This is a genomic window from Sphingobacterium sp. R2 (genome assembly GCF_040760075.1).
In the GTDB taxonomy this organism is placed as follows: Bacteria; Bacteroidota; Bacteroidia; order Sphingobacteriales; family Sphingobacteriaceae; genus Sphingobacterium.
Window position 1 is genome coordinate 463,704 of the sequence record NZ_CP142884.1, and the last position, 12,695, is coordinate 476,398.

Genomic DNA, 12,695 nt, shown 5'->3' on the forward strand with positions numbered 1-12,695 from the left:
CATGTCGTTACCGCAACGGATCATAGTCACGCGATTTTCAGCTATGGGCGATGTTGCCATGGTTGCCTCTGTATTGAAAGAATTTTGTATTCGCTATCCTGATGTAGAAATCATCATGGTCAGCAGACCATTCTTTTCGCCATTCTTTGATGGAATAAAAAACCTAAGGTTCCACGCGATAGAACCCAAAACCATTCATAAAGGTTTTTGGGGCTTGTTCAAGCTAAAAAAAGAGCTGACCCAGTATAGCCCAGATGCCGTAGCTGACTTACATTTTAATTTGCGTTCACGTGTGCTTGATTTATTGTTTTCCTTATCGGGTGTAAAAGTAAAGCAGCTTGACAAAGGGCGTGAAGAGAAAAAAGCGTTATCCCGTGAAAAAGACAAAATTAAAGTCCCATTGAAACTAACGGTAGAACGCTATGCAGATGTATTTCGGGCATTAGGTTTTAAATTTGAGCTCAGCCATAAATTGGTTCCCAATTTGCAGGATGTACCTAAAGCTGCATTTGGTCTGTTTGCAAATTTCGATCGAAAGAAAATTGGTATAGCGCCTTTTGCGCAACATCGATATAAAATTCTTTCCTTGGTAAAAATGGGGCAGATCATAGATTACCTGACACATCACGGATATGACGTATTGCTCTTTGGAGGTGGTCAGGAAGAGTTTCAAATTGCCCAAAACTGGACCGAAAGTTTTCCCAACACTCACAATACGATTGGAAAATTTACGTTGAGAGAAGAACTGGATTTAATTTCGAATTTGGATCTTATGATCAGCATGGATTCTTCGGGTCTTCATATGGCCTCCCTAATGGGGGTACGATGCCTTTCCTTGTGGGGAGCAACACACCCTTACGCTGGATTTACGGGTTACGGTCAACGGTTAGCAGATTGCATCCAAGTTGAACATCCCAATAGACCAAGTTCGGTGTATGGGAATAAGTCGTGCATCTGTGACGGGGTAGAAGCAATTGATTTAATTACGCCGGAGATGGTGATTGAACGAATAAGAGCAATAGGATGAAGATAGGGTTAATAACCATTCGATACGGATTGAATATCACCGGTGGAGCCGAATTCCATTGTAGAATGCTAGCTGAACGATTATCAGCAAAACATGACGTGACTGTATTAACCACCAATATCAAGTTTTTAAATAAACCAGAGGAGGATTTTACCCCGGGCCTAGAAATTATACAGGGAATACCTGTGATGAGATTTGTGACCGATAAAAATCCATCTTCCGAAAAGAAAAGTAAAATCGCCCGGAAAATACGCCGATTGATCTATCGCTGGGGATTATCAAGGCCTGTTTTTTCCTTATTTCCCATTTGGAAGTTCAAAATTGATGATGAATCAAAATATTTAGAAGGACATCCATTTTATTCGTCATCATTACTCAACTATATTAGGGAATTTCAACACGATTTCGACAAATTCATTTTCTTTACTTACGAAAACCCACTAACGATAATGGGATCACTTAGTGTACCAGAGAAGTCTATTCTGATTCCCACTGCACATATGGAGAGTATGTTATTTAGAAGCATCAACACACTTTTATTTTCAAAAGTTAATCATATTGCCTTTAACACGGAAAGTGAAAAAGAAATGTGTTTAGAAATTTTCAGAAATTCGCTTGCAAAAAATACAGTTGTTGGCATAGGAGTCAATCAAATAGATGATTTACCGGCTGCAACAACGATCAGCGCCAAATATCAGATCAAATCACCATACTTACTTTATTGTGGCCGCATTACGCCAGTCAAAATCAACAATTTTATGGCTTATTTTCTGAAATTAAAATCAGAAAAACAGATCGACTTGCAACTTGTACTTACAGGAGAAAATACCATGAATGTTGAGCAAGAACCTGATATCATCTATACTGGTTTTGTAAGCGAGGAAGAAAAAAAAGCGCTAATACAACAAAGCTTTGCCATTATTAATCCGTCACTTGCCGAAAGCTTATCACTATTGACATTAGAAGCGCTCCACTTGGGGAAACCGGTCATTGGTAACAAAAAGTGTGATGTTATGGTCGAACATGAACGCAAAAGTGGAGCTGTTTTTTGTTATGATTCCTTCGACTCCCTAAGTTCAATTATCACATATTTGCAAGATCCAAATACAGATAAGAACATCATTGAGGCAAAAGCAAAAGAATATGTTTCTAAATATTATAATTGGGATTTGGTATTAAGTAAATTTGAAAACATTTTTAAAGAAAACTAAAACCAAGTCAGGCATGATAACAATTGGATTTGATGCTAAACGATATTTTCTCAATCGAACGGGCTTAGGTAATTATAGTAGAGATCTCATCCGTATTCTGGAGCAATACTATCCTCAGCATACTTATCTGAAATATACGCCAAGATTGGACAATAATGATCTTTCGAAGAAGGCACTTATTGAAGAAAAAATTCGTCTACCCAAAACTACATTTAACCGTGCTTTTCCTGCACTTTGGCGAAGCTTTGGACTAGCATCCGACCTGCTTAATGATGGTGTAGAACTCTTTCATGGCCTTACAGGAGAAATACCAAGAGGCTTAAAAGCCCGTGGAATTAAATCCGTTGTCACTATACATGATTTAATCTTCTTACGCTATCCCGAACTCTATAAACCCATAGATCGTTCGATATACAACAAGAAATTTCAATTAGCTGTTAATCACGCTGATAAAATTATTGCAATTAGTGAACAGACTAAATCGGATATCATCGATTACTACGCAATTCCCGAAGATAAAATTGAGGTCATTTATCAGGGTTGTCATCCGACTTTTAAGGTCCCAAAAAGCGGCGACGAGAAGGAAAAATTAAGGTTAAAATATAATTTACCCAAAGACTTCCTGTTAAGTGTGGGCTCAATTGAAAAACGAAAAAATGTTTTACAAATTGTAAAAGCTATTCAGGATATCGATATTCCATTATTAATAATTGGTAAGAAAACGTCCTATCTTGAGGAGATTAACAGATATATCGTAGCCAACAAATTGGAAAGCAAAGTCATTATAAAACAAGGCTTTACTATTGAAGAACTATCGACCATTTATTCGATGGCATCAATTTTTATATACCCTTCTATCTTTGAAGGCTTTGGTATTCCTATCATTGAAGCCTTATATGCTGGTACTCCTGTCATTACAACTAATTCGGGTGTATTTCCAGAAGCTGGTGGACCATCATCTTGTTATATCAACCCTTCAGATGTCGATGAAATAAATCTAGCAATCAAACATATTCTCGGCGACTCCCAAACCAGTGCAAGGATGATTGCGCAAGGACGTCATTATGTGCAAAAATTTAATGATGAAAAAATTGCATCAGAACTTATAAATTGTTATAAATCCTTATTGTAATTTAGGCTGAACGGTATACGTAAAATATTTATCCAAGACTTTTAATGCGATTAAATCCTCTATTTTTTTATTTTTAAACTGCGCAATATATTCATGCGCATTTTTTACAATCATCTTAGCCGCATTAGCATCTGCCATAAAATAGCGTAATTTTTCTTCCAAATCAGAATAATCATCTTTAATACAAATAAAATGAAAATCTGGAATTAGGCGTCCCTCCATAAACCAAGTCTCATATTTAGGCATAGGCATCACCGCAATAGAATTAGAGGACATAATCCACTTCAAGTTTGTCGCAACATCATTTCCCTCAAGCGCCAAAATAAATTTATAATCAAGGTGCTCTGCGATGGATAAATAATCCTTATCGGAAGATCTATTTGCCTTTTTGATATTACACAATGGATGATCATAATACAATTGGTAGAATCTACTACGATGCACCTGCCCAAAACCGCTCCTTCCGACCAACATATCTATTTTTTTATCAAAAGATACATCATCTTGAAGAAAATTAAAATGTCTTGCTTTATCCAAATTTAAGACTATTGCATTGCCGTTATTACCATGAATAGGTCGGCTCTTTAGTAAAGTCGGATGTAAGGGAACATGAATGATATCACCGGGCAAAATACTGAATCGCAATTGGGGCTTAAAAAAACGTAAATACTCCTTACTGTCGAAATAATAAACGCGTATGCGTTCTGGCACTCGATATTTCCCTATTTCAATTGCATCCTGATCTAACGGTTCAAGCCCTTCTAACTTATTGTAATAATTTACCCTATCATCAATATATGCAGCATTTTTGCGATAATAAGCGCTATTTAAATGCTTTTTCAATTGGACTTGCGAAAGACTGCTAGGAACTAGCTCCCTAAGAATTGCTTTAATATAATAGTAAATCTTATTATTCTTATTTCGCAAAAAGATTCTTTTGAAATTCATCGATGACCAATACTTTTCTTCAAAAATAAGTAAAAATAACTCTCCCTTAAAATAAACAAATCTAAAAGTCTGTATCAGGCTTTACAACAGGAATACGCAGTTGCAGTTTCTTCCAATGGTTAGACTTGTCTTTATAAATCATAAGTTTGCCTAATTTATACTTAAATTTCAGTAATCCCTTATAATCATCTTCAATGCAGCGATACGCCACACTCGGATTTTCTTTCAGAACCTCATTAATCGCTAATGTATAAACTGTTGGTCCTGTCATCGCATGCACATCATGTGGAAATCGATTCTGTTCAATATTATCCACAATCAGTTCAATCGTTCTTTTCAAAAAAGGATGTCCCTTATCAAAGATCAGTGCCCATTGTGCATATAGGCTCCTATTATTCTCATGCGTTATTACCGCAACGTCATCCTTATTTAAATATTTATCGATAGAAACTAACAAATCACTATCTAAATCTATATAAATGCCTCCATATATATACAAAACAGCATAGCGAAAGAAATCTGCTTTAGCGGCTCCTATCTGAAGACGATGATAGGCTTTATTAATACGTTCATCAAAATGTTCGGCAAAGAAGTCACTCACCCTTTGATCGTCATAGAATTCATATGAATAATCCTTGTTCTTTTTCAAAAACGAGCGAATATGGAGTTTCGTAAGCCAAGGAATCTTATTATCCTTAAATGTTTGAAATATATTTTTTGGAATTCCCATGATAATTAATAACTACAGGAAACTAGAAAGTCCGTCAGCACAGGATTTCAGCTTTTCTAATTTTGTCTTTTCAAATAAATAATCGTTTTGAGGAAGTGCTTGTCTAGACTCCTCTTTATGATATAGGTGATACCCAATTGCAGCAAACTTAAGAAGTTGCCCTTTGAGTCCATAATTGAATAAACGTTCCACAAATTCACTGTCTTCCCGACCCCAGCCTTCAAAAAGATTATCAAAACCATTCACTGCACAAACATCGCGCATGTAGAAAGACATATTACAAGAGCGTACTTTGCTTCTGTTATTTGCTAGGTCTTTCGCAGTCCATCTTGCCAAAAGAAGACTACGAAAACTACTAATTCTCTTTTCAAACCGACCAGATTCGAATCCAGCCTGAAACATATTCGGATACTTCAGTTGGTTCGACTCGGCTAACAATTTAGATGTTAATGCTTGATTTAGTAAGACCCTTCCACCTTGAATAAAATGTCCTACTTTGGCGAGTTTTAGATGGTCTTCAATAAAATTTGGTGCCATAAGAATGTCACCGTCAACGAGTATAACATAGGGTGATTTCACTTGGGCTATCGCTTGATTTCGAATACGTGCGACGCGAAAACCACAATCTTCCTGCCAAACATGGTAGATAGGAATTTCAGAAACTTGCTTATAACGATGAACCAACAACCTTGTCCTATCGTCAGAACCGTCATCTGCAACAATAATTTGACTCGGCAAAACTGTTTGATTTAATGCAGACAATAGCACCAATTCCAATGCATCGGGCCTATTATACGTTGTAATAATTATCGAAGTTTCCAAAAAATAGCTGTAAAATCGTAAGTGCTAATCAGATGATTTCAGATATTTATCAATACCGTTATCACAATAGGTCAAATTTAGCTTTTTTGTTTTTGCAAACAAACAATTGTTGTTACCTAAATTCTCTTTTGCATTTATCGCATGCCAGATATGAAACACAATGCCGCCGAATTTTAAGAAGCGTTTTTTTACGTTGACATTTAAGAGTCTAGCGACAAATTCTTTATCTTCCGGTCCCCAGCCTTTAAAGTCTTCATTGTAACCATTCACACGAATGGCATCTTCTTTCCAATACGCCATATTGGCCCCATGAATCTCCCAACGTTCGTTGCCTTTATTTTTATAATTAAATTCAAAATATTTCCATAATAACTGAAAACGAAAAGCACTGAATAAGTTCGAGACTCCTTTATCGAATCTATTTACCTTTGTATCACGCTTAGTCAATTTTTTTTCAGAAAACTCCCGATCAAGGTAGATACGGCTGGCACGTACCACAGATCCTTTTCGAGCAAATTTTCGATGATCCCTAATAAAATAGGGATGCAAAATTAAATCACCATCAATTTGAACAATATAGTCGGATGAGGCTTTAGCGATGGCCTTATTTCTGATTTTCGCCAATTGGAAGCCCTCGTCTTCATGCCATATATGAATAAAAGGAATATTAAACTTATTTTTATATTCTGCTACAACTCGTTCTGTCTCCTTTCCGGACCCATCATCAGCAATAAGTATTTCATCAGGAAGAACCTTTTGATGCAGTATACTTTCCAAGCATAATGCCAACGCCTCCGGCCAATTATAAGTAGATATTATTAAAGAGATTTTCATTTATTCATACATTGTTAAACACAGCATCCAGGACCTCATACTCCTTCTTCACCGTATGATTATTTCCCATATATTCAATGGCTTGATTCGATTTTCTCTTATGAAATTGATCGTCCTGAAGCAATTCTGTTATATTAGAAGCAAAGGCCTGTTCATCCAGTGATATAAGACATCCATTATCTGATTTATTAAACAATCCATCGACACCACGTTGATTTGTTACAACGGGAATGCCAAAAGATAATGCTTCCAAAACCTTTATTTTGATTCCTGTTCCTGAAAGCATTGGACAGATAGCAACTTTAGCTTGTTCATAATAGCCTGCAAGCTCATCCACTAATCCATGTTTTATTACATTTTTCAATGTGGGAATATGCACACAAATCTTGCCAATAACATGCAGTTCAACATTCGTAAGTAGTGGAAATACCTTTTCTAAAAACCACTTCATACTTGACACATTGTGCGGATTGTCACTTGCTACATAAATTAAGTCAATCGTTTTTTCGCACTCCCGAATAACAGGCAATGGCATTGAAACTGGGATTAATCGTACAAATTTATCAGCAAACTGTTCAAAAATATATTTTTCCTCAATTGAAAATGTCCATATCTCGTTAAAAGAAGCCATGGTAGACAACTCAGCTCCAAACATTTTACCTAACTGACGCATTGAAAAATGTTCCTTTTCCTTTGTCTTATTTTGCAGTGTCAGAAAATCATGCGAATCTAAAATTGTATAAGGCCCTATCAAATTCTTTACCAAACTTCCAAATTCAACATAGCTAATAATAACATAATCGTATCTATGAGCGCTTAAAACCTTTTCAAATCTTCTTTGAAAGGACGGCGAAACACGATCAACCAAATTTGAGTGAAATATATTTTTTATCTCCTTTTGCAATTTGTCACGAAAGAAATAACTAATTCTATTTTTTTTGGAAGATTTAAAAGGTAAAATAATCAGGTTAATATTGGGAAATTCGGAATGAAAAACAGCTTCATCACCTGTTCTCCAATTAATTGAGGATACAAAATCGATCTCAAAATTTGCACTTATCGTATTAAAATAAGTTAACAACTGCTTACACCTAGTCAAATTGCCTGCTTTCGAACTGTTAGGATTTTCAGGCATAAAGTATAATATTCTCTTTTTCTTTATTGTTTGCATTTATTCTTATTGAATAGGAAAAAGCAGTAATTGCTTTTATATTAAATAATACGAATTATCCCCGGAAAATGCCACATTCTCCTTGATTTTTCTTTTGCAGGAGTATTAAGATCTATGAATCATCTCGCCTTCACCCCCAAACTTCTTGTAACAGTTTCCACTAAATTTAACCACCCTTTAGCCATATTTTCAAAACTGTACGCCTTCACTGCCAAATTGCTTTGAACGCCAAGTCTCGAACGTAGCGAAGGGTCCATGATCAATTGTTCGAGGTACAGCGCCATCTGCTGTTCATCCAATGCTAAAAAACCATTTTGACTGTGTTTGATCAATTCATTTACCCCGGAACAAGTGGAAAAGCCGATACTCGGCAGGCCTATTGACATGGCTTCTGCCAAGGCCAGTCCAAACCCCTCATATTTGCTGGGGAAAATAAAAATATCCGCATCCCGCATCTTTATCAAGGGATCGTCGGTGAATCCACGAAGAAAGACCCGTTCAGCCAATCCAAGATCACAAATTTGTGTATTCAATCGATCAAAGTCTGGACCTATCCCCCAAAACTCCAAATCCCAATTGGGATATTTGTTTGCCAGGTCAGCAAAAATTGCAATGGCAACATGCTGCTGCTTACATTCTGTATCCAAACGCCCAACATGAATAACCTTATATCTTTCTTTGATACGGTCATGGATAACTAAATCGTGAGGATCTACCTGCTGGATTGGATTGGCAATAACGTCGCATTGTCCCGAAAAATTAGACGGTAGAAAATCCCGATAGCTATCAAATAAGATCTGAACACCATCTAAATGATTGAAACTAGCAGTTAACAAATCAACCATATAGGCTTTTCTCCCGCCCAGAACATTGGTATAATCGTAATCAGGTCTTCCATTCACCGAATCTATAATGGGGATTGACAGTGTATTTCCATAAGTAATCTCCAGAAGTGAGCCAATGGACATGGTAATAATCAAATCCGGCTTTAGTCCGTCGATATAATCTTTCCATAAAATCGCCCGCTTTCGTAGATTAAATTGAAATAATTTAGCTTCCCCCCCATCCGTTGCTTCAATCGGCGGTTATACCACTTGCTGTATTTTTTGCGGGCCTTGTATTTCAACCATAAAAGTGGATTCGTCCCCTTATAGTTATAAATAGGAAGCTCGAGCTTCTGCTCCAAATTAGCGTCAAAGATATTCGTCACTTTCACCGACTTATGCAGCGGAAAAACTGGAGAGCCTTTTATGTTTTCATTGGTTGCAATCTCCACTTCATACCCATTTGTACTCAGTATGTTCGCTAGCGTAGAACATATCTTTTCCGTTCCTCCTATTCCATTTAAAAAATACAAATGTTGTATTAGTAAAATTTTCATACGTCGAGATACTTATTTCTGATCCTTTGACGGACTTTTCTTCTTAGGCCAGCAATTGGAATAAACTTCACCCAAAATAAGCCTCGCTTCAATTTTGCAGCCCTCCTTTTACAAAAATTTACGTAAAACGTATCAAAATCACTACGATCTCGAGCCTCTACAAAATAGCTAAAAGGCACCGTCAATATTTCTTTATCTGCTTTGCTAAGATGTCGGCTTACATATTGTTGCATGAAATTTTGCAATAAATTTAACAACTCTTCCTTCTCAAGATCATTAAATGCCATTTTTAAATAGCGTAACTCAAAAGGCTCATGTTCAATAAATAGCGCTAGTTTTAAGGCTTTTGAAGCAAAGAGATCATGTTCGTTATAAAACACCTTCAATAGTTCTAACCATATTGGGATCTGTTTCAATAAGCGATTGGTCTGTCGATTAATTTGCGTATGATTTTGATTCTCGTGCTGTCTATAAAAATACACTGCCGCCGGATTGAATCCGATCTTATCTGTCATCAAAAAAAGACGATGCGAAAACAACCCATCCTCACAGGGTTGGATTCCTTCTGGAAAACGAATATCGGGATATGTGTCCAGTAAGGTCTTTTTGATCAGCAATCCGCAGGTCGGTACGGCAGCCAAACGTGGAGCGCGGGAACAATAAGGCTCTCCCAAAATCACCAAATCAAAATCTTGCTGGCTAGCAACCGCTAAGGAGACGGACAAAAATGCCGAGTCAATGGTGTCATCAGAATCCAAAAAATAGACATATTCTCCCACTGCGTGGCTTAAACCATTATTTCTCGCTACGGAAACGCCAGCATTTTCCTGATCGAAAAAGTAAATTCTCGGATCTAAAGATGCATACTTTTTACATATTGTAGCAGACGAGTCCGTACTGCCATCATTAACAAGAATAATTTCGAAATCCTGTAATTCCTGATGAAGTACACTTTGAATGGTCTCATCCAAATATTTTTCGACATTATATACCGGTATCACTACCGACACAGCAACGCGAGAAGTCCGCTCCGTAATAATAGTTTTTCCCATCATTGACATTTAATATACAAAAATAGAAACAGTAATGATATATTAAATGCTGTTATTTTAATGATTGCTCGATTTTATCTTTGTTTAACGTAAATTCCCGATAACGGAATTCCCCAGATTTATTTCCAATTACAGCCCCCATCTTAATCAACGACTCGTTGCTTCCCATTGGAAAAATGGAACTTCTATAGGCATTATTTTTTAACAGAGGTTTCGGTAATACCTTGAAGTTCAAACCGTCTTTCGAATAAGCGACATATAGCAACTCTGCTGTATATTTTTTTACTTCACCAACAGCAATACATAGAAAGTAGTATCCGTCAGCATATGTTGCTTGGATATGCCACGGAGAATTTCCATTTCCGAACCTCAACCACGGTTTATTAAGAAAATTGACAATTTTGCTTTCCCGAAAACCTGTAAAATTAATTCCGTCTCCGGAAGTTCTACGAATAACATAAGACGGATCCTTACCCTTAAAACTCTTGGGACCGAGATTCAGCTCAATTTCATAACTTAAAAATTCACTTCCGTCATGGATAAAAGAAGGAGATAACAGGTGATCATCTTTGGGAGTGAAGGGAGGGTTACTGGTAAAAGCAATATTCAAATTCGACCACTTTATACCATCAGTTGACGTTTGCTGTACGATAGTTCGATGTGCATTTTGTTTTAATCGGTCAAAATTACTATTACTTAAAACGCATTTACCTTTCAAAGACTGCGCAGTGATAAAACTGCCTCTATAATAGAGATAGAACTGATTATTCAAATATACCCAATCGACATCCGACCAAAATCCCTGGATCGGATCAACCTTGTTTTCACCAAAACTTTCTGTCGGAAAAGGGGCATTCATGATTGGATTAGTTAGACCGGATGGATTCACCCAGTCAAGACCATCATTTGATACAACAACACTTGGGTTTTCAAATTTCTTTGAATTCTGATTAGTTCCAACTGCTCCAAAATAAGGCGTGAAAACCATCCAATATTTGTAGCCATTTAATTTATTTGGGAAATAAAGAACATCTGGATGACAATAACTAGCGTTTGAGCCAGAGATGTCGATGAAATCGACAGCATTTTTTAGCCCTTTAAAATTAGCATCAGCCACAGTATGGATATTGACGAGCCCTTCATCATTGTCAAAAACGACCGAATCAATGGGATCAACAGTCCAAATCGGAGTTTCAACATCTTGCGCAAAAAAATCCGCCGTACGGTTGCAGCTCAAAAGGAAAATACTTCCACATAGGAGTATCCAAAATTTACGATTCATAAATAAAAATCAAACGATAGAAACAAGAGAATGCTACTAGGATAAAATGTTTTTCAATAAATAAAATAAGCAGACAACATACAAATGTATTTTTTTCGTTGCAAAATTAACATATTTCCATCAAAAAAAACAACTACTCACCTTTTGAAACTGATGAAATAAAAACAATCCGAAATTATTTTAAAAACGTATATTCCAAGACATTCAATTTTCTATTAGCAATCTAATTTACATCGAAGGTCTTTATTCTCGACAAGACGCTCAACACATCCATGCAGGAAAACAAACTGTTCACTAACTGCATACTTTTAAAAACTTCCTGTATTATTATTTGTACTCTTATTCACGCCTGCAGTTGCAACGACACAATGAACCACGGCAACGAGCGTTAATATTTATACGAATATAGAATCAAAAAATTCAATCATGGACAACAGTAAAAAACTTTATATCATCCGACATGCCAAAGCCGAAACCATTCCGGGAATAAATGATTTTGACCGTGCACTTACCTCTGACGGAATACAGCAGGCTAAACAAGTAGCTGCTAAGCTTGCAGCTAAATTGACTCTGGGGGAAAACGCTATGGTAATCAGTTCCCCAGCAAATCGTGCGCTACAAACAACGCGTGTTTTTTTAGAGGTAATGGGCTCATCTTCTTTTGACATTAAAATTGAAGAGACGATCTATGAATGTACATTCAAACACATGTTATCTATCATTAACACAATTCCCGATCATATCGACCATGTATTGCTCTTTGGACACAATCCCACTTTGACTGATTTGGTAGAATACTTAACCCGAAAATCCGCCTATTTAAGGACATCATCCTGCGCAGAAATAAAACTCGATACCGGTTTCACCTTTCAGATGCTCAGTGGCAACTGTGCCGATCTTGTACAAATAATTGATTAATATAGATCTATGATCTGGTCAAAAAGTGAGTTTCAGGTACAAATTTGCCACAAGAAATTAATGTAGATGCATTTGATTGCTGACATCTGGATGAGCGCTATGGAGATTGATCTGGTCGATGCAGCGCCCAAACATTAAAAAACATATTTAAGCCTCCATCATGGAGGCTTTTTCACTATCTTCGTCT

Annotated in this window: 13 protein-coding genes; 4 read left to right on the plus strand and 9 right to left on the minus strand. The window is 36.6% G+C overall.

What is annotated here, in order from left to right; all coding sequences use genetic code 11:
* Position 1 precedes the first annotated feature (1 nt).
* The 3 genes from VXM68_RS02095 to VXM68_RS02105 are packed head-to-tail and all read left to right on the plus strand — an operon-like array spanning position 2 to position 3,370.
* On the plus strand, positions 2–1,027 hold the full coding sequence (locus VXM68_RS02095) for a glycosyltransferase family 9 protein (protein WP_367210290.1): 1,026 nt from the start codon (positions 2–4) through the stop codon (positions 1,025–1,027).
* Positions 1,024–2,238 carry a glycosyltransferase family 4 protein gene (locus tag VXM68_RS02100; protein ID WP_367210291.1) on the plus strand — a complete coding sequence of 405 codons (1,215 nt, stop codon included), beginning with the start codon at positions 1,024–1,026 and terminating at the stop codon, positions 2,236–2,238. Before VXM68_RS02095 ends, VXM68_RS02100 begins: the two co-directional genes overlap by 4 nt.
* 13 nt (positions 2,239–2,251) lie before the next feature.
* The gene (locus tag VXM68_RS02105; protein ID WP_367210292.1) at positions 2,252–3,370 is read left to right on the plus strand and encodes a glycosyltransferase family 4 protein; all 1,119 of its coding nucleotides are present in this window, start codon (positions 2,252–2,254) and stop codon (positions 3,368–3,370) included.
* On the opposite strand, the gene VXM68_RS02110 is transcribed toward VXM68_RS02105, so the two are convergent.
* The 9 genes from VXM68_RS02110 to VXM68_RS02150 all read right to left on the minus strand — a co-directional run bounded on the left by VXM68_RS02110 (position 3,362) and on the right by VXM68_RS02150 (position 11,590).
* The gene (locus tag VXM68_RS02110; RefSeq protein WP_312365316.1) at positions 3,362–4,318 is read right to left on the minus strand and encodes a glycosyl transferase family 90; all 957 of its coding nucleotides are present in this window, start codon (positions 4,316–4,318) and stop codon (positions 3,362–3,364) included. The two genes, VXM68_RS02105 and VXM68_RS02110, sit on opposite strands and share 9 nt — an antisense overlap.
* A 61-nt stretch (positions 4,319–4,379) precedes the next feature.
* Positions 4,380–5,048 (minus strand): glycosyltransferase, encoded by a 669-nt coding sequence (locus VXM68_RS02115; protein ID WP_312365318.1) that lies wholly within the window; start codon positions 5,046–5,048, stop codon positions 4,380–4,382.
* 12 nt (positions 5,049–5,060) lie between these two features.
* A complete protein-coding gene (locus VXM68_RS02120; protein ID WP_312365319.1) occupies positions 5,061–5,870 on the minus strand; it encodes a glycosyltransferase family 2 protein in 810 nt (269 codons plus the stop codon).
* Positions 5,871–5,894: 24 nt separating this feature from the next.
* Entirely contained in the window at positions 5,895–6,704 is an 810-nt protein-coding gene (locus VXM68_RS02125; RefSeq protein ID WP_367210293.1) for a glycosyltransferase family 2 protein, read from the minus strand.
* A gap of 4 nt (positions 6,705–6,708) precedes the next feature.
* Positions 6,709–7,875, minus strand: a complete 1,167-nt coding sequence (locus VXM68_RS02130) for a glycosyltransferase (protein ID WP_312365668.1) — start codon at positions 7,873–7,875, stop codon at positions 6,709–6,711.
* Positions 7,876–7,994: 119 nt separating this feature from the next.
* Complete coding sequence (locus tag VXM68_RS02135) at positions 7,995–8,843, minus strand: glycosyltransferase (RefSeq protein WP_367210294.1); 849 nt, start codon at positions 8,841–8,843, stop codon at positions 7,995–7,997.
* Positions 8,844–8,863: 20 nt separating this feature from the next.
* The gene (locus VXM68_RS02140; protein ID WP_367210295.1) at positions 8,864–9,256 is read right to left on the minus strand and encodes a hypothetical protein; all 393 of its coding nucleotides are present in this window, start codon (positions 9,254–9,256) and stop codon (positions 8,864–8,866) included.
* Positions 9,253–10,311 carry a glycosyltransferase family 2 protein gene (locus tag VXM68_RS02145; protein WP_367210296.1) on the minus strand — a complete coding sequence of 353 codons (1,059 nt, stop codon included), beginning with the start codon at positions 10,309–10,311 and terminating at the stop codon, positions 9,253–9,255. The genes VXM68_RS02140 and VXM68_RS02145 overlap by 4 nt, the downstream gene beginning before the upstream one ends.
* A gap of 49 nt (positions 10,312–10,360) precedes the next feature.
* Complete coding sequence (locus VXM68_RS02150) at positions 10,361–11,590, minus strand: hypothetical protein (RefSeq protein ID WP_367210297.1); 1,230 nt, start codon at positions 11,588–11,590, stop codon at positions 10,361–10,363.
* 426 nt (positions 11,591–12,016) lie between these two features.
* On the opposite strand from VXM68_RS02150, the gene VXM68_RS02155 reads away from it, so the two are divergent.
* Positions 12,017–12,508 carry a histidine phosphatase family protein gene (locus tag VXM68_RS02155; RefSeq protein WP_367210298.1) on the plus strand — a complete coding sequence of 164 codons (492 nt, stop codon included), beginning with the start codon at positions 12,017–12,019 and terminating at the stop codon, positions 12,506–12,508.
* Positions 12,509–12,695 lie beyond the last annotated feature (187 nt).